Here is a 14512-nt window from a genome sequence, read left to right on the forward strand (position 1 = left end):
TCACTCCTCCTAGCGATCACACGCTGCCGATCAGGCCTTCAACGCGATCTTCTCTTCGGCCGTCACCACGGAGCCATCATCATCCGTCCATGCGAACTTGAACGTACCTTCCTCGTCGATCCTTGCGTCGAACTGGATGTACGGGTTGGCCGAGATCGCCGGCTCCAGCGCGCAGGAGAACACCGGCTTGCCGTTGAACTCGCAGGTGAACTTGTTGATGATCTTGCGTGGGATCGGCTTGCCCTGCGCATCCTTGCGCTGACCCGATTCCATCAGATGCGAGACCAGCGTCTTGATCTGGATGATCTCGCCCTTCTTGGCTTCCTTCGGAAGCTTGATCCGCGGCTTGTCTGCCATGTTCGTCTCTCCCCTGTCTCAGCCGCCGCAGCCGCCGATGGTGACCTTGACGGTCTTGCGCTCCGTGAAGAGCGAGCCGTCACTCATCTTCGCGACCGCGATCACGTTCTGGGTCTGCGCCAGACGGATGCGGATCGATGCCTCGGCCTTGCCGGACATCGGCGTGAACATCAGCGTGGCGACGCCGGCATTCGGATTGCCGTCGGCCACGAACAGCACTTCCTTGACGTAGTTCTCGGCGGTCATCGGGCTTTCGACCGAGAGCGCGAGCGGCACGGTGTTGCCGTTCTCGGCGATCTCAGGCAGATCGAGCGTGATCTTGCCCTTGGCCGCTTCCTTGCCGCCGGTGAACTTCTTGATCATCTCGGCCGCGTCGTTGCTCGGCTCGGCGTTGGCGGCCATCGGCAGCACCGTCAGGGCGACGAAACCGCCGCCGAGAAGGAACGCCTGTCGTCTGTTGATTGCGCCCATGCATCATCCTCCAGAGGCGGTTACTTCAATGTTTCGAGAAAGGCGACGACGTCCTCGACCTGCGCGGCGGTGAGGACGGGTTTGCCGACGAACTCCGACCTGACGCGATTGAGTCCGTCGTTCTTGTAGAAGGCGGGCATCACCGTATCGGTGAAGATGCGCTTGGGATCGGCGACGATCAGGCGCAATTGCGCCATGTTGTAGCGGGTCGCGACGCCGTCGAGCGACGGACCGAACTCGCCGTGAAACTCTTCCGACTTCAGCGACGACACCTGATGGCAGGCGAGGCAATTGCCCAGCGTCCGCGTCAAGAACACCTTCTTGCCGGCATCGGCATTGCCGGGCGCGCCCGTCAGCGATTTCGGAATGGCATAGTCGACGACATCGAGCCTGATCGGCTCGTCACCCCGCGCGGCTGCCGACAGCAACACGCAGAGCAAGGCGGCCGGAATCAAACGGCGCATGTTTCCACCCTGACCGGCGAGGCGTCCCCTCGCCTTACGATGACACGACGGACTTACGATCCATCATATTCAAGAATTATGATTTGATAATGTGATTGGTGTCAAGCGCATTTCGATGCCGCACTGCACTCAACCCCTGGTCGAAGCGAGATAGTCGCGGAATGTGCCGCGCTCATAGGCCCTCTCGCGCACGAAGCGGAACATTGCGAGGAAATGCGGCGGCTTGAGATAGCCCGGCGCGCGCGCCACCTCGCGCGCGAGCGGCTCCTTCGCAGAGACCCCCTCGGCCGATGGCGGAAAGAACTGGAACGTCGGCGTGAAGCGGATCGCGTAGCGCTCGGCGAGCTCCTTCTCGGCAAGCTCCTTGCCATCGAAGTCGATCACCTTGCGCGCGCCGAGCAGGTTGAGCTGCAGCACTTCGAAATTGGCGCGGATGTAGTCCGTGATCTCTTGATCGGCAAAGTTCACCAGATGCGTCTCGCGGCAATACGGGCAGCCGCGCAGCTCCCACATGATCGCAAGCCGCTTGCCTTCCGACGCCGCGCTTTCGAGATCCTCGCGCAGGTCCAGGAAGCTGTTGAGAAACCAGGACTGGTGATAGAGCCCGTCGTCGCCGAGCGCCGCGTCGGCCTGCGCCGGCGCTGACGCCAGGCCGACGGCCGCCGCGGCAGGCAGCAGCGCAACCAGATCGCGCCGTGTCATCGTCCGGTTCGTCGTCATCGGCCTGCTCACGCGCTTTGCCAAGTCCACTTTGCCAAGTCCACGGAATTTCGATACATGATATTCGAATAACAGAATGTGAAAAGGACATTCGATGCTGCGCCGCGTCATCATGCTGTCGCTCGTGCTGTCATGCCTCACGCATGGCGTCCGTGGGCACGCCGAAGAGAACGCGGACGTTGCTGCCTTCATGCGCTCGGCGATGGCCAGCCTGCGCACAGCCGCGAGCTATGGCCGCACCGGCAATGTGGGCCTGGCGCAGATCGAGCTCGACGACGCCCGGATCGCCTGGGGCAGGCTCAGCCGGCTCGCCGAGCGCTCCAATGCGCCCTATTCGGCCAAATCCTTTGCAGAACTGATCGCCACCGGAAACGATCGCCTGAAGCAGGCGGACGAAGCGCTGACCGCAGGTGACGGGGCACGCGCTGCGGCGGCCATTGCCGCGTTGCGCCGGTCGCTTCACGCCCTGAGGCAGGACGCCGGCGTGGTCGAACTCAGCGATTGCGTGTTCGACCTGTCACCCGTCATGGACGCGTTGCGCAACGCAGCTGCGCGGTTCGCTGCGGGCAAGGCCGAGCCTGGCGAGGTCGTCCAGGCCGGCACAGCGCTGCGCGACCGGCTGCAACGCTGCAACGGCCTCGCCGCGCCCGACGTGGCGAGCCAGGCCGAGTTCCGCCGCCTGATCGACGGCGCCACGACGAGTGCCGGCGAGATCGGCCGCGCGGCGCGCGAGAGCGACGCCGGCCTGGTGCATCGCTATGAGATCGAACTGCAGTCCTTCGTCAATCTATTGGACTTCCGCTTCGGCTGATCAGCCGATGGTGGCGAGCGACGGAAAGCGCTCGAAGATCCATTCCGACATCCGCGGGATCACGCCGGCGAGAAAGGCCGCGCCGGTCAGGACGAGAAAGCCGCCCATCGTCTTCTCGACCAGGGGGAGATGTGGCTTGATGCCCTTGAGCATGGTCATGAACTGTCCCGTGAAGGCAGCGGCGATCAGGAACGGGATGCCGGTCCCGACCGAATAGGCGGCGAGCAGCAGCGCACCCTTCCCCACCGTCGCCTCCGCGCCGGCCATCATCAGGACGGCGGCAAGGACCGGCCCCGCACACGGTGTCCAGCCGAAGGCGAAGGCAAGTCCCATCACGAACGCACCGAGCAGGCCGGCCGGCTTGCTTCCAACGTCGATCGTCGCGCTCCGGTACAGCAGCGGAATCCGGAGCACCCCGAGGAAATGCAGCCCCATCGTGATGATGACGAGGCCGGCGAGGATGCCGAGCTGGCTGAGATGGCCGGCGATGAACCGTCCGAACACCGAGGCGGTGGCGCCAAGACCGACGAACACCAGCGAAAAACCGCCGACGAAGCACAGCGCCGTCAGCACCGTCCGCCGCCGCTGGGCCGTGCTGGTTTCGCCGATCGCGTCGGCCGCCGACACGCCGGCCATGTAGCACAGGAACGGCGGGACCAGCGGCAGAATGCACGGTGACAGAAACGACAACAGACCCGCGGCCAGCGCGGCGCCCAGCGTGACGTCGATATCCATCTTTCCTCCCGGTCGGCCAGCGCCGCGTGCCCGGCCTGCCGGGCAGGATTCGGAAATCGCGCACTAGTACATATTCGAATTTAATGATAGATTGGCCGACAAGTCCAGAGAGGATCTCGGCATGACCAGCAGACGTGCATCGCGCGGATTCGCAGCGCTCGCAGGAGCGGTAGTGACCGGCATTTGCCTCTCGTCGCCGGCGTTCGCCTCCGAGCTCGTGATTTTCGAACGTCCGGGCTGCGGCTGGTGCGCCCGCTTCAACGCGGAAATCGGTCCGATCTATGACAAGACCGACGAGGGGCGCGCGCTGCCGCTGCGACGGGTCGACCTTGCCAAGCCGCTGCCGACGGACCTTTCCGGTATCGATCCGGGAGCGTTCACCCCGACCTTCGTGGTGGTCGATCAGGGCCGCGAGATCGGACGCATCCGCGGTTATCCTGGCGATGCGTTCTTCTTTGGGCTGCTCGGCCGCATAATGAATGCTACAAGCGGGGCTCCGGCCCGCTCCTGACGCCAACCGAGGGATTCAGAATTCATGCCGCTGCCGAAGTTGAAGGACATCGAAACCTCTGCCGAGCTCGAGCAGATGATCGAGAAGGCGCGGGAAGCCAGCGAGATGCTGAAGGCGCTGTCCCACGAGTCCCGGCTTTTGCTGCTCTGCATCCTCGCCGAAGGCGAAAAATCCGTCACCGAGCTCGAGCAGTTCCTGGGCGAGCGGCAGTCGACCGTCTCGCAGCAGCTCGCCCGTCTCAGGCTCGACCGGCTGGTCACGACGCGGCGCGAGGGCAAGACGATCTACTACAGCCTTGCGAGCGAAGATGTCCGCAAGATCCTGACGGCGATCTACGACGTCTATTGCGAGCCGGTCCGCAAGCGCCGCCGCTGACCGGTTGGCCCTCGCGGTCTCGGGCTTCGCATCGGCGCGCCCCGTAGCGGCGCAAGAGGTCTGGCGTCCCCGCCGCTCCTGGCGCACAATGCCAGGAAACCAACGAGGATGTCGGAGAGGAATGCTCAGCCCATCAGCACTGACGTTCATGTGTGGGCTCCTCGCGGGCGCCGTTCTCGGCGTCGCCGGTCGCGCCGGCCGCTTCTGTACGCTCGCGATGCTGGAGGACGCGTTCTTCGGCGCCGATACCCGGCGACTCAAATCCTTCGCTCTGGCGGCCGCGGTCGCGCTGGTCGCAACCCAGCTGCTCGCCAGCTTCGGCCTGATCGACCTGTCGCGCTCGATCTACTTGACGTCGTCCATTCCGCTCGGCGGCGCCATCCTCGGCGGCTTGTCGTTCGGAATCGGGATGGCCCTGGTCGGCACCTGCGGCTTCGGGACACTGGTCCGTATCGGCGGCGGTGATTTGCGCGCCATCGTCGTGTTTCTGGTGCTGGGCGTGTCAGCCCTGGCCGCGATGCGCGGGCTCACGGGATTCCTGCGCATCTCGCTGATCGAGCCGCTCTCCATACGCCTGCCCGAAACGATGACCCAGGGCATGGATATGCTGCTGTCGCCCGCACTTGGCTCATATGCGCGGCCGGCAACCGTTTCCGTCGCAGCGGTCGCGCTCGCGGCCTGGGCATTGGCCGACGGGCGCCTCGTGAGATCGCCGCGCCTGCTGCTCTCCGGCCTCGCCGTAGGCTGCGCGGTGGCGTTCGGCTGGTTCGCCACCAGCTGGCTCGGCAATGACGATTTCGATCCGGCGCGCGTGGCATCCCTGACCTTCGTTGCCCCGCTCGGCAATACCGTGCTCTACATCGCCACGCTTTCGGGCAGCCGGGCCGACTTTGCGATCGGCTCCGTCGCCGGCGTGATCCTGGGCTCGTTCGTCGCGGCAATGTTTTCGCGCGTCTTCCGCTGGGAGGCCTGCGATGACGCGCGTGAGCTGAAGCGTCACATGACCGGCGCGCTGCTGATGGGCACCGGCGGCATCATGTCGATGGGCTGCACGATCGGACAGGGCCTGTCGGCTTTCTCGACGCTGGCGATCTCGGCGCCGCTGACGATGCTGGCGATCACCTGCGGCGCACGTCTCGGCCTCGAATACACCATGACCGGCGAATGGCGCCCTGCCGTGCGCAACCTGCTGCGTCTGACATCGTGACGGCGGCTGCGCTCGCGCAATGTGCAAGCTCGCTCCCACGCCAGGGCAATGGGGTTGTACCGCAGGCAGACGGATTGTGAATTTCGCCGATGCCTCAATACTTCAGTTCACGCGCTTCGCAGATTGTCTGCCGGCTCGCATGGTCGCCTGAGCGCCGTCCTGGTGATAATTCCCGGATCTTCCGATGCCACGCTTCAGGGGGAGACGGCACTGTCCTCAGCTGCACAGCAGCTCACAAACCAAAACTCCCGCAGCCTCGTCGGCTACGGGAGTGTCGGTCTCAATGGTTGCGGGGAGGTGCAGCCACTGCTGGCATAACAAGACTACTTCTTTGATTTTCCTGGGTATTAGAGAATTCAAGGATACCCATCAACTCGCCGCGTAGCTCGGCATGGACCTCGCCACGTTTCTTGCCGGGAGTGAGTACGATCTCGCCGATGAGCGAGCGGAGCGCCTCGGCGGCCTCGCGTCCGCCATCCGGATCGGCGAGCGCCTCGGTGAACCGACCGACGTTCTTGCGATAGACGTTGGCGATGTTGGGATGCATGTCGGGAATGTCGGCGGGAGCCTCTGACAGGCGCTGTGTGATCTCCGCCTTCTGCCGTTCAAGCTCGTCGATCCGCGCCTTCATCGACGGCTGGTAGAGGCCGTCCTCGATCGCTGCGATGATGCCGGCAACGGCCCGCTCGATCTTCTGAAGCGCACGGTGGTCTGTTTCCGCCCGCGCCCGCCGGTCGTGGTTGAGGCGGTTCATCTCCTCGGCATAGGCACGCACCGCTTCTGCGACCGCCTCGGAGGAGACGAGGCGATCCTTCAGTCCCGCCAACACCCGCGCCTCGATCTTCTCGCGCATGATGGTGCGGTTGTTGGCGCAAGTTCCGCGACGATGATGGTTGAGGCAGCCATAACGATTCGGCGTCAGGATGCCGATCTTGCCGCGGCAGCAGCCACAGGTGAGAAGGCCGGAAAGGAGGGAGACGGGCCGGTTGGCGAGGTGCAGCCGCTTGGCCCTGCCCTCCCGCGTATTGGCCGGGTTGGGGCCAAAGAGTGCCGAGATTTGCTGCTGCCGCGCCCGCGCGGCCTGCCACAGTTCATCGTCCACGATCTTGAGATGCGGCACCTCGATCCTGATCCACTGGCTTTCCGGATTCGGCCGTGACACGCGCTTGCCAGTCGCTGGATCCTTGACGAAACGCTGCCTGTTCCAGACCAGGACTCCGGCATAGAGTTCGTTGTTGAGGATGCCGGTGCCGCGCGAGACGTGGCCTCGGATGCTGGTGTCGCCCCAGGCCCGGCCGAGCGGGCCGGGAATGCCGTCCTTGTTCAGTTCGACCGCGATGGCCTTCGGGCTCTTGCCGGCGGCAAAGGCGCGGAAGATGCGTCGGACAATCCTCGCTTCCTCCACGATGATCTCGCGATCGCCCCGGATCGGCTCACCGTTGGCGTCGAGCCCCTTCATGACGTTGTAGCCGTAGCAGAGGCCACCGCCGGCCTTGCCCTTCTCCACTCGGCCGCGCAAACCACGATGAGTCTTCAGGGCGAGGTCCTTGAGGAACAGGGCATTCATAGTGCCCTTGAGGCCAACGTGAAGCTCGCTGATCTCGCCTTCGGCCAGGGTGACGATGGAGACGCCCGCGAAGCGCAGATGCTTGAACAGCGTGGCGACATCCGCCTGGTCACGAGAAATCCGGTCCAGCGCCTCGCCCAACACGACATCGAACAGACCGCGTTGCGCATCCTGCAACAACAACTGGATACCGGGCCGCAGGATCATGCTCGCGCCCGAAATGGCGGCGTCGTGATAGGTGCTCGTGACCTTCCATCGCTCGCGCTTGGCGTGCTCTCGGCAGAGGCGAAACTGATCCTCGATCGAGCTTTCGCTCTGATTGTCGGACGAGTAGCGGGCGTAAAGCGCAACGCGGGGCATGACGGTCTCCGTTCTGTCTAATCCTTGCCGGCCTCGTCCTCCGCATCGTTCGTGGCTTGAGGCCTGTTATCATTGGCGGCGCTGAGCGCCGCGAACTGTTTCCGTGCAATCCGGCGTCCGATCAGCCGGGCAATGGTCAACGTCACCTGCTCCAACTGTCGCCGCGTCTTGTTATCCGCCTTGCTCGTTCCATCCTCCGGACCTTGATTGTCGTTGGCCGGTCTGATGTCGTCCAGCTCCAGTTCTGTGTCATCTGCCATGCCGTCGCTCGCCCGATTGGTGAAGTCAAACGAGCATCAAGCGGCGACGAATTCAGGAAGAGAAGACCAAAAATCCTGCCATCGTACGGGAGCGCGCAGATACTTACGAACGGCCGTTTTGGCGTAGATTTCGAACGCATCACACAGCCTGCAAAGCCTTCTGCACGGCCTTCGGGGCGCGCTCGATCGCGAGAAGATACACGCGTGTCGGCCCCTCCGGCTGTCGCGACCTTGCTCCGAATGGCATAGCGTATTGAGCGCTGAATCCGAAGCGAGCTGCGAACTCTTCCTGCGTCATGTCTAGGCGCACCCGGATTGCCTTCACGTTGATCTTGTTCTTCGTCCTTTTGTGGAGCCGAGATGTGGCACGATGGTCGTAGGTCGCAGATATCCGTTCCACCGCCTTCGTCTGGGGGTGCGTCGCGGTTCGACCAGGACTTCGTTTCCACATCCCGCTCGTAGGAAGACGCGCAATCGTTAGCGAGGATCAACAACACGATGCGGAATAGCGAGACCAACGGCCGCACAAATCGCGCGTTCAGTCGAGAGCAGCAGCAGCCGGTAGCCATCCTCCTCGTAAAGGGGGTACTGGCCAACTTCATAACACTCGCGCACATACTTTAACGCCGCGGCCGCTCCTTTGAGGCTTCCCGGCACGACTCCGGCGAGCTGACGCGAGGCCTTCATCTCAGCCCGACCGAGTGCGCCTTCAGCCGCGCAGAGGCCACTTAACTTGGCCTCCAGCTCGGCCCGCCTGCCGCAGGGCGCACCGCGCAGCTCGCGCTCGGCAGCATCCTGCTCGGCGAGCAGGCGCCCCAGTTCCTCAAAGACTCGGCGGTGGCCCTCGATGGCATCGAGGACCGGGTCGGGCGAGGTCGAAACGCCAACACTTTCAGCCTGTGAGGCCGTGATGACCCCGGCCAGGATGGCGCCGCCGCCGGTGACAAACTGCCGGCGCCGAACGGCCGGGCTGGCAGGAAAGATTGAACGACTCGTGGTATAGGCAGAATCAGCCTGAGACATGGCACTCTCCATGTTGAGGGTTAGGCTCGTGCAGGTGTCTTCAGCACCTGTGCGGGCCGCTTGCCTGGCCTGTAGCGGCCAGTGCCGCGAATCGAATCACGGCCGATTCGTTACGTCAATGGATATCCGGTTTTCACTCACGGCCAGGCCGTGTACCCATAAACCCTGCGGCGCGATGCGACTAAAGCAATGTCTGCTTTGTCCCTATAGCGACCGACTTCGTGCAGAACCGCAATATGTCGCGATGGGTCGATCGCGACGGCTTTGCCCGATCTCTGGCAGGTCCGGTCTACTCCCTCAGAGCCTCCATGCAGGCCATAGGCGGATTTCGTCGCGATGGGCCAAAAGCTGACTTCCGCAGACTGCGCGTGAAATTCGCCTTCGCGCCAACATTCGAAACGTGCTCTGAAGGATTCTTTATATGCCTTGTCCCTGCCGGTGATTAGGGACTGAGACCTTGTCCAGTCTCATTTCGAAAAGTACCCATATTCCGGAGACCTGTAGCTCGTCCGAAGGAAATGTTGGCGACGGGTGTTCCGGTCGAACTCCGCTGAATTGAACGTAGTTATCTCGATCTGCCAGATCAGCGCGAAGCGCCGGATCGACGTTGTAGGCGACGACGGCAACTTGATCGGCGACCTGTATTACAAATAAATCGACCTTGCCGCGCACCGTCTTCTTGATGAGCACCTTCCCGGTCCAATTACGCAGATTCCTTGGCATTTTCTCTTCCACACGACCATCGTAGCTGGACGAGTTGGTGAGAGTACTGTAGCTGCGGCCAGCGTTCCACGCACTCTGAAACGCTGCCTGGTCGGCTGGCACGGGCAGTGGACGGAGTTGAGGATTGAGATCGCATCCAGCTATCAACGAAGACAGCAAAATCCCAAAAAGGGCTCTCGGGCCAATAAATGTCATACGAGGCTCATAGGGTGCGTCAGAACTCCGGCGCCATCGGCCAAGGCCTCTAGGGGCATTCAGCGGAGTTGTCCGGAATACAAGTAAAGATTGCATGAATGCCAACGTCGCTGAACGAAGCTCACGTCGGCGCGGTGAACGGGACAGGAAGCCTTACGAAGCACATTTTGATAAGCCCGGTCGAGTTCATCGTCTTTGCGTTAGGGTTTGATAGGGTCGCTGTATCGCAATCAGCTCGAGGCCGATCCGGGCATCGTGATCAATCGCACCGGCAACAAAACCATGTCCGACGCCAATTCGGGTGCAGGTGCTGATGGACGTAACAACCTTCAACGCGTCAAGATCGGGTGTCCCCTTGACAACCCTGTCGACCCGAGCATCCATCACAGCCAAACGGCCGTATTTCTGAGAACTGATATCGGCCTCTCTGCCAACGATCGTCACCTCTACGATGACGGGCGCATCGAGCTCCGCAGGGATATGGTCGAAGAGCACGCCAGTCTGTGCGCTCGCCACCGCGCATGCCTCTGCTCGGTCGAATAAAAGACAAGCAATCAAGCAAAGCGCGCCGAGCCCTGTCATCTTCAATGTACGCATATTCGCACCCTGATCGCTAGTAATCGCGACACGATGCCAAGACTTCTCAAGGTCAGCAATGGGTCAAACACTGAGATTCTCATGCCGCGCAAATCTCTTGCACAACCTCGAATAACCGACATGGCATGGCCCTGACGGCCTTTCTCTGCGGGGCCATGGGCTGTTCTCCAAAATGGGGTGGCGCTATGGCCGGTGTAGCCCAGATAACAGGCAACTTACCGCAGCGCCGCAAGTCGGCAGCCTTGGGCCAGACACTGACGTTTCTCACTCTGGGAGGCGGACGAACAAGTACAATACCGTACGCGACCACCGGCCATTTGCCGAACTTTCCGATAAACGGTGCTTGCTGCGACCCCACGCGCAAACTCCAATATCGCCGGTCGAAATAGAATGTGTGGCACGGCGGGGATTGAGTTGATTTCGCTACGAATGCTTGTTGGTCTGGCTCTAATTGTGACCTTGCTCTTTGTCGCCGCAGGCGCGGCGACATCGCTCCTTGTAGCTCATGGCGCTGAAGAGATCGCTGGATCTGAGCCGTATTGCATCCAGATTTCTGACGGGGCCTCCGACTACCGGCCCGCACGCGTATGGTTCGACCTGTCGATCTTTAAAATGAGGGCCAGGCACGATGGTCTGCTCTACATGCAGCACCACGCGATCCTCGTTGTCGGCGAACCCTCCAATGTGCGCCTATATCACTGGTCGTATCTCCACCGCGTCTTCGAGCCGGGCGTAATAAACGGGCATATTGAGGGTCGGGGGCCGGCGATTACCTGCCTGCAGGTGCGTGACTTCGTGGGTAAGCGGCTGGCACTGATCCCCGTGTCGCCGGACAGCTATTACATCAGGTATTCTGGAGGTGAGACATATCTCATCCCAACCGTCTGGCAAGCAGAGTGGAGCGGCGGGTCAAGCCCGAGCTTGCTGCTTGCGACGACCGCTCCCGACTTCCAACCACTCGACCGCCGTCTGATGCCGGCGGAATTTGACAGCAACTCGGTCTTCGTCACGTGGGACCCCGAATGGATGCTAAGTCTAATGAAAGATCCGCCCGGCGGAGAAATTGTCGAGCAAAGTAGAGAGTTTGGTCTCGTGAAGACCAAAACCATCACGCATGGCAAGGACGGCAAGGAGTACGTCGGAAATGGCTATCTTGCTTATGATGACGGTCATGGCGTCAACACCACGATAATAGGCTGCGGCACGCCGTCCGAGGCTGTTCCGAAGTCCTGTCAGCACCGCTTCATCAACAAGGGCCGACACTTCTATTTCCGTCATCGGCCGGAGGACGTGCCCAATTGGCAGAGGATGCAGCAGCGTATCCTTGACTTGATGGCGTCGTTCGAGGTTCACCGCCGCTCGTAGCGAGATCAACCGAGCGGGTTGTCGGGGGATTCCAAGTTGGTGTCGAGGTCAGCTTCGGGTCAAAGACTGAAATTCTTATGCCGAGTGACTCTCTTCTGCACAACCTCGAATAACCGACATGGCATGGCCCTGACGGCCTTTCTCTGCCGGGCCATGGGCTGTCCTCCGAAATGGGGTGGCGCTTTGGCCGGTGTACCCCAGATAACAGGCGACTTGCCGCAGCGCCGCAAGTCGGCAGCCATGGGCCAATTCCGGAAGTCGAACGCCAACAAATAGCCCCTAGAAACGATGCGTTAATCGTGTCTCTTAGCCTCATGTGTCCACTGGGCGCCTGGCGGTTAAGTTGAAGCTGAGACATGGGCTTGACGCGTCGACTGGGCGCGTCTCTGAGCATCTTGCAGGGAAAGCATGACAGTATCCGTCGAGGCTCTAATCGAAGAAATACGACAGGCCTTCCCAGCACGGCGGCAGGGTCGGTTCCTTCCGCTGGTCAACAGCGCCCAAGGCGACGAGCCATTGCGGGTCATCGCGGCATTTGACGATAAGGATGACTGGACAACACTCGCGCCCGAATGGCTGGATAAGGTACCAAGCGGCCTCGGGTCAGCTTTGAGCTTTCTGACCGATGAAGCGATTTGCTTCTACATACCTGCCTACATTATTGCGGATATGACCACCCAGCTGCGGATGGTCGACCCAATCTTTGCACTCACTCACGGCTTTGCCCCCCGATCACACAACAAGAGAGCCAAGCCACAAAGCGAAAAGCTCGAGGCTGAATGTGCTCGCAATCGCTGGAGCTTGTTAGATCACCGCCAGGCTGTCGCGATCGTTCATTATCTTGAATGGCGAGCACTGCGAGATCGGCCAGATTACGGCTATATCGTGAATAATGCTATTGTCGAGGCACTAGGAACGTATTGGTATGATCGAGTGGCGAAGCCTCAAGGACGTTGACCATCTTACGTTATGGGTCACTTGCTGCCGTCCCGAACGAGCTAGCGTCACGGCCGGTGTACCTCGGATAGTTGCCGACTTGATGCAGCGCCGCAAGTCGGCAGCCTCCAGGGCCATTCAGGGTACGGTCCGGCGACCCGGTCACGTCCGCAATTCGCCCATAGCCGACCTTCCGGGTGGGGTGCATCGACGGCTGCTTCTTCCCCATCAGCGAAGTGGCGAGCCGCCGGGTTGAGGTCCGCTCTGGGGTGGTCAACGGACCAGAATTGCTCAGGTCGGATTTTCACATTTTGACCCAGAGCGGACAATAGCGAACGAGCTACTGGGATGCGCCTTCCACCAAAAGAGAAAAGAGATTCCATCCGCGTTGATATACGATCTCAGGTCCAGATGGCGCTGCTATCATTGTTTACGTTCGACACGTCTCTGAAGCTTCTTCGCTCCGAGCGGCACCGTCGCGGAGAAAGGGGGCAGTTGCGGGTCCGGAACGAGATTGTTGAAGTCGGCCAGGCAAGTAGCTTGCTGTGTCTTTGTGCCTGCGCGCATGAGCTTGCCATTAGCAGCGTAAACCAATCTGCCTCGCTGATCTCGGCCGGTCCACTCGGCTCCCGAAATTTCTTGGGTCGATCGATGTAAAGGTGCGAGATCGGTCTTTCTGGCAAAACTCGTGTCAGACGCAATAAAGCTGACATTGATCCCGGTACCCGGATGATTTGGATGTGCTGCTACCGGGTAAAATCTGAGGACAACGCTTCGATTATCTGTAAATCGTCCTCCGCCGCCATACGTTGTTCCCTGGGGCCACAGGCCAAGAGCATGAAGCCACGGACTCCTGCTGATCGAGCTCCATGCATCGGTGTAGTCCGTTCTCAGGCCACGACCTTTGTGGATGAACGACAGCAGCAATTCGCCATCAGGCGAAAGATCACATTTTTCTGGATAGATGCGCCCTTTCAGCCAGGCGCCCGGATAGAACTTATCGCCCTTGGTGTCCCAGCGAATGATATGAAACCAGTCCGACGGACCCCGACGGAAGATGACGGCTTCATGTGCTTCACGCGCAAATATCACAAAAAGACGAGGGGCGACTTTCTTCTGAACCACATTTGCACCCGCAGGCAGAGATCGAAGTCAAATCCCTATGGAGTTGCTCAATGCCGCGAGGAGTATCAAAGTGGCACTATCTTGTGAATACGCCCAATCGGCGCTGGTCCTCAAGGCCTTAAGAGACTGTGAATGTCCGCTTATGGTCGATTCCGTTGAAAAAGTAGGCTGTAGTTTCGTCGTGAACGACTGCCGTTTATCGGATGAGTTGGCTTGGTGGGGGTCACGCGGGCGTCGGTGCGGGCATCGGGATCAGCTTGGCCATTTTGCGAAGGTTCTGAGCGGCTGCAGCGAGGATGAACTCGTCGCGTGCGCCGTTCGGCCCTCTTAGTCGCAGGCGATCGAGCTTGAGAATGCGCTTGAGATGCGCGAACAGCATCTCGATCTTCTTGCGGAGCCGGCGTGAAGTGCGGCCTTCCCGTGAGCTTGCGATCTCGCGTGCCATGTCGCGAGCGCCCTCGTAGACCGAGCGCGGCACTTTTCGGGCCGGGGTGTTGGGGCAACACCTGCTTCTGAGAGAGTATGCTTGGCAATCGTGCTTGCTCGCACGGTAGAGGACCGTCGTATCGTTGTTCACCAGCGTCCCTGTAGTGGTGAGGGTTTTGCCAGCGGGGCAGCGATAGACGTCCCTGCTATGGTCGTAGGTGAAGGCCTCACGCGAGAAGGTCCCGTCGGTGCGGGCCGACTTGTCGAAGACGGTCACGTGCGGC

Annotated in this window: 18 protein-coding genes; 6 read left to right on the forward strand and 12 right to left on the reverse strand. The window is 61.1% G+C overall.

Translation table 11 applies throughout. From position 1 onward, the window contains the following. Nucleotides 1-30: 30 nt before the first annotated feature. From soxZ to QW863_RS35150, 4 genes are all read right to left on the reverse strand, one after another. Nucleotides 31-357, reverse strand: coding sequence for a thiosulfate oxidation carrier complex protein SoxZ (gene soxZ, locus QW863_RS35135; RefSeq protein WP_315718309.1), 327 nt, complete (start codon nt 355-357; stop codon nt 31-33). A gap of 18 nt (nt 358-375) precedes the next feature. Continuing rightward, a complete protein-coding gene (soxY, locus tag QW863_RS35140; RefSeq protein WP_315718310.1) occupies nt 376-828 on the reverse strand; it encodes a thiosulfate oxidation carrier protein SoxY in 453 nt (150 codons plus the stop codon). Between the two features lie 20 nt (nt 829-848). Beyond that, nucleotides 849-1292 carry a sulfur oxidation c-type cytochrome SoxX gene (gene soxX / locus QW863_RS35145; protein WP_315718311.1) on the reverse strand — a complete coding sequence of 148 codons (444 nt, stop codon included), beginning with the start codon at nt 1290-1292 and terminating at the stop codon, nt 849-851. 129 nt (nt 1293-1421) lie between these two features. Next, a complete protein-coding gene (locus QW863_RS35150; protein ID WP_315718312.1) occupies nt 1422-2012 on the reverse strand; it encodes a thioredoxin family protein in 591 nt (196 codons plus the stop codon). 94 nt (nt 2013-2106) lie between these two features. On the opposite strand from QW863_RS35150, the gene QW863_RS35155 reads away from it, so the two are divergent. After that, nucleotides 2107-2823, forward strand: coding sequence for a hypothetical protein (locus tag QW863_RS35155; RefSeq protein ID WP_315718313.1), 717 nt, complete (start codon nt 2107-2109; stop codon nt 2821-2823). Here the strand turns inward: QW863_RS35155 and QW863_RS35160 are convergent, their stop codons facing one another. After that, nucleotides 2824-3558 (reverse strand): cytochrome c biogenesis CcdA family protein, encoded by a 735-nt coding sequence (locus tag QW863_RS35160; protein WP_315718314.1) that lies wholly within the window; start codon nt 3556-3558, stop codon nt 2824-2826. A gap of 121 nt (nt 3559-3679) precedes the next feature. Here QW863_RS35160 and QW863_RS35165 point away from each other — a divergent pair, with 121 nt between their 5' ends. From QW863_RS35165 to QW863_RS35175, 3 genes are all read left to right on the forward strand, one after another. Further along, the gene (locus QW863_RS35165) at nt 3680-4069 is read left to right on the forward strand and encodes a thioredoxin (RefSeq protein ID WP_315718332.1); all 390 of its coding nucleotides are present in this window, start codon (nt 3680-3682) and stop codon (nt 4067-4069) included. Nucleotides 4070-4093: 24 nt separating this feature from the next. Beyond that, nucleotides 4094-4444: a metalloregulator ArsR/SmtB family transcription factor gene (locus tag QW863_RS35170; RefSeq protein ID WP_315718315.1), complete on the forward strand. Its 351-nt coding sequence runs from the start codon at nt 4094-4096 to the stop codon at nt 4442-4444. Nucleotides 4445-4565: 121 nt separating this feature from the next. Beyond that, nucleotides 4566-5651: a YeeE/YedE family protein gene (locus tag QW863_RS35175; protein WP_315718316.1), complete on the forward strand. Its 1086-nt coding sequence runs from the start codon at nt 4566-4568 to the stop codon at nt 5649-5651. 280 nt (nt 5652-5931) lie between these two features. Here QW863_RS35175 and QW863_RS35180 read toward each other — a convergent pair whose 3' ends face one another. The 5 genes from QW863_RS35180 to QW863_RS35200 form a co-directional block, all read right to left on the reverse strand. Further along, entirely contained in the window at nt 5932-7578 is a 1647-nt protein-coding gene (locus tag QW863_RS35180) for a recombinase family protein (protein ID WP_315718317.1), read from the reverse strand. A gap of 17 nt (nt 7579-7595) precedes the next feature. Continuing rightward, the gene (locus tag QW863_RS35185; RefSeq protein ID WP_315770016.1) at nt 7596-7838 is read right to left on the reverse strand and encodes a hypothetical protein; all 243 of its coding nucleotides are present in this window, start codon (nt 7836-7838) and stop codon (nt 7596-7598) included. A gap of 477 nt (nt 7839-8315) precedes the next feature. After that, nucleotides 8316-8861 (reverse strand): hypothetical protein, encoded by a 546-nt coding sequence (locus tag QW863_RS35190; RefSeq protein ID WP_315718319.1) that lies wholly within the window; start codon nt 8859-8861, stop codon nt 8316-8318. 417 nt (nt 8862-9278) lie between these two features. Further along, nucleotides 9279-9779: a hypothetical protein gene (locus QW863_RS35195; protein ID WP_315718320.1), complete on the reverse strand. Its 501-nt coding sequence runs from the start codon at nt 9777-9779 to the stop codon at nt 9279-9281. A 186-nt stretch (nt 9780-9965) separates the two neighbouring features. Further along, the gene (locus QW863_RS35200) at nt 9966-10376 is read right to left on the reverse strand and encodes a hypothetical protein (RefSeq protein ID WP_315718321.1); all 411 of its coding nucleotides are present in this window, start codon (nt 10374-10376) and stop codon (nt 9966-9968) included. A gap of 429 nt (nt 10377-10805) precedes the next feature. On the opposite strand from QW863_RS35200, the gene QW863_RS35205 reads away from it, so the two are divergent. After that, nucleotides 10806-11741: a hypothetical protein gene (locus tag QW863_RS35205; protein WP_315718322.1), complete on the forward strand. Its 936-nt coding sequence runs from the start codon at nt 10806-10808 to the stop codon at nt 11739-11741. Between the two features lie 408 nt (nt 11742-12149). Further along, nucleotides 12150-12698: a DUF6714 family protein gene (locus QW863_RS35210; RefSeq protein ID WP_315718323.1), complete on the forward strand. Its 549-nt coding sequence runs from the start codon at nt 12150-12152 to the stop codon at nt 12696-12698. A 402-nt stretch (nt 12699-13100) separates the two neighbouring features. Here the strand turns inward: QW863_RS35210 and QW863_RS35215 are convergent, their stop codons facing one another. Next, complete coding sequence (locus QW863_RS35215) at nt 13101-13802, reverse strand: hypothetical protein (protein ID WP_315718324.1); 702 nt, start codon at nt 13800-13802, stop codon at nt 13101-13103. Between the two features lie 223 nt (nt 13803-14025). Then, on the reverse strand, nt 14026-14512 hold a 487-nt coding region (locus QW863_RS35220; protein ID WP_315718325.1), incomplete at its 5' end, for a transposase.

Origin of the sequence: Bradyrhizobium sp. SZCCHNR1017, assembly GCF_032381375.1 — a bacterium.
In the GTDB taxonomy this organism is placed as follows: domain Bacteria; phylum Pseudomonadota; class Alphaproteobacteria; order Rhizobiales; family Xanthobacteraceae; genus Bradyrhizobium.

Excerpts from the sequence above, each read along its gene's own strand:
- soxZ (WP_315718309.1), bottom strand. The coding sequence starts at position 357 with ATGGCAGACAAGCCGCGGATCAAGCTTCCGAAGGAAGCCAAGAAGGGC.
- soxY (WP_315718310.1), bottom strand. The coding sequence starts at position 828 with ATGGGCGCAATCAACAGACGACAGGCGTTCCTTCTCGGCGGCGGTTTC.
- soxX (WP_315718311.1), bottom strand. The coding sequence starts at position 1,292 with ATGCGCCGTTTGATTCCGGCCGCCTTGCTCTGCGTGTTGCTGTCGGCA.
- QW863_RS35150 (WP_315718312.1), bottom strand. The coding sequence starts at position 2,012 with ATGACGACGAACCGGACGATGACACGGCGCGATCTGGTTGCGCTGCTG.
- QW863_RS35155 (WP_315718313.1), top strand. The coding sequence starts at position 2,107 with ATGCTGCGCCGCGTCATCATGCTGTCGCTCGTGCTGTCATGCCTCACG.
- QW863_RS35160 (WP_315718314.1), bottom strand. The coding sequence starts at position 3,558 with ATGGATATCGACGTCACGCTGGGCGCCGCGCTGGCCGCGGGTCTGTTG.
- QW863_RS35165 (WP_315718332.1), top strand. The coding sequence starts at position 3,680 with ATGACCAGCAGACGTGCATCGCGCGGATTCGCAGCGCTCGCAGGAGCG.
- QW863_RS35170 (WP_315718315.1), top strand. The coding sequence starts at position 4,094 with ATGCCGCTGCCGAAGTTGAAGGACATCGAAACCTCTGCCGAGCTCGAG.
- QW863_RS35175 (WP_315718316.1), top strand. The coding sequence starts at position 4,566 with ATGCTCAGCCCATCAGCACTGACGTTCATGTGTGGGCTCCTCGCGGGC.
- QW863_RS35180 (WP_315718317.1), bottom strand. The coding sequence starts at position 7,578 with ATGCCCCGCGTTGCGCTTTACGCCCGCTACTCGTCCGACAATCAGAGC.
- QW863_RS35185 (WP_315770016.1), bottom strand. The coding sequence starts at position 7,838 with ATGGCAGATGACACAGAACTGGAGCTGGACGACATCAGACCGGCCAAC.
- QW863_RS35190 (WP_315718319.1), bottom strand. The coding sequence starts at position 8,861 with ATGTCTCAGGCTGATTCTGCCTATACCACGAGTCGTTCAATCTTTCCT.
- QW863_RS35195 (WP_315718320.1), bottom strand. The coding sequence starts at position 9,779 with ATGACATTTATTGGCCCGAGAGCCCTTTTTGGGATTTTGCTGTCTTCG.
- QW863_RS35200 (WP_315718321.1), bottom strand. The coding sequence starts at position 10,376 with ATGCGTACATTGAAGATGACAGGGCTCGGCGCGCTTTGCTTGATTGCT.
- QW863_RS35205 (WP_315718322.1), top strand. The coding sequence starts at position 10,806 with ATGCTTGTTGGTCTGGCTCTAATTGTGACCTTGCTCTTTGTCGCCGCA.
- QW863_RS35210 (WP_315718323.1), top strand. The coding sequence starts at position 12,150 with ATGACAGTATCCGTCGAGGCTCTAATCGAAGAAATACGACAGGCCTTC.